Genomic DNA, 1,076 nt, shown 5'->3' with positions numbered 1-1,076 from the left:
CGCCGAGCGCACGGGACTCGCGCGGTCCTCCGTCTATGAGTACTTCCGCTCCCGCGCCGCCGTGGTCGAGGAGCTGTGCGCCGTCGACTTCCCGGTCTGGGCCGCCGAGGTCGAGGCCGCCATGGAGCGGGCCGATGGGCCCGAGGCGAAGATCGAGGCGTATGTCCGGCGGCAGCTCGCGCTCGTCGGCGACCGCCGGCACCGCGCGGTGGTGGCGATCTCCGCCGGTGAGCTGGACTCGGGCGCGCGGGAGAAGATCCGCGCCGCCCATGGCGGACTGATCGCCATGGTGGTCGAGGCCCTCGCGACCCTCGGACATGAGCAGCCACGGCTCTCGGCCGTGCTGCTCCAGGGCGTGGTGGACGCCGCGGTCCGACGCATCGAGCTCGGCGCGGCCGAGGACCCTGAGCGGATCACCGAGGCGGCCGTCGCCATGGCCCTGCGCGGCGTCCGGGGCTGACCTGCACCGGTTCCTTCCACCCCACCGGGTGCGAGAGGTGCGGCCGAGCCGGATCCGGGCCCATAAGGACGCCGCCACCAGCGCCGCGGCGGCTGGCAGCCGGGTGTCCCCGGCGGGGGAGGCGAGCGCGGAGACCGTGGGAGCCCCTCGCACCTCGAACACCGGAAGCAGCCGGGAGGGTCCACCCCGCAGCATCGACGGCGGCAGCAGCGACAGGGGATCGAGATAGCGGTCCGCGCGCCGCAGCCCCCAGTGCAGACAGCCGGACCGGCAGTGGAACGGGCCCGACGTCACCACCCCGACCACCTGCCCGGCAGCCACCCGCTCACCCTTGGCCACGGTGGCGCGCACCGGTTCGTAGGTGGTCCGCAGCGGAGGGGAGCCGGTCCCGGACACCTCGATCACCAGCACATCACGGCCCGCCACCGGGCCCACGAAGCTCACCCGCCCCGCGCCCGCCGCCCGCACCCGCCCTCCCGGGCGCGCCGCGAGGTCGACCCCACGATGCCCCGCCGCCCAGGGCGCCGGAGGTGGTTGCCAGCCCCTCAGCACGGCCGGCCGCACAGCGCCCGGCGCACCGTCGACCGGCCACGACCGCTCCCCGCCCCGCCTCGCC

Annotated in this window: 1 protein-coding gene and 1 pseudogene; one reads left to right on the top strand and one right to left on the bottom strand. The window is 76.2% G+C overall.

Going from position 1 to position 1,076, the window contains the following annotated elements; all coding sequences use genetic code 11:
- Window positions 1–460, top strand: a 460-nt coding sequence (locus tag KN815_RS41370; RefSeq protein ID WP_216346933.1) for a TetR/AcrR family transcriptional regulator, incomplete at its 5' end; no start/stop codon positions are given.
- A gap of 150 nt (window positions 461–610) precedes the next feature.
- On the opposite strand, the pseudogene KN815_RS41365 reads toward KN815_RS41370, so the two are convergent.
- Window positions 611–1,076, bottom strand: a pseudogene (locus KN815_RS41365) (peptidoglycan DD-metalloendopeptidase family protein); the annotation flags it as partial.

The sequence above is a fragment of the Streptomyces niphimycinicus genome, from assembly GCF_018883605.1.
Lineage (GTDB): Bacteria > Actinomycetota > Actinomycetes > Streptomycetales > Streptomycetaceae > Streptomyces > Streptomyces niphimycinicus.
The sequence above is the reverse complement of the archived record's forward strand: the minus strand, read 5'-3'. Positions and strand labels throughout refer to the sequence as shown.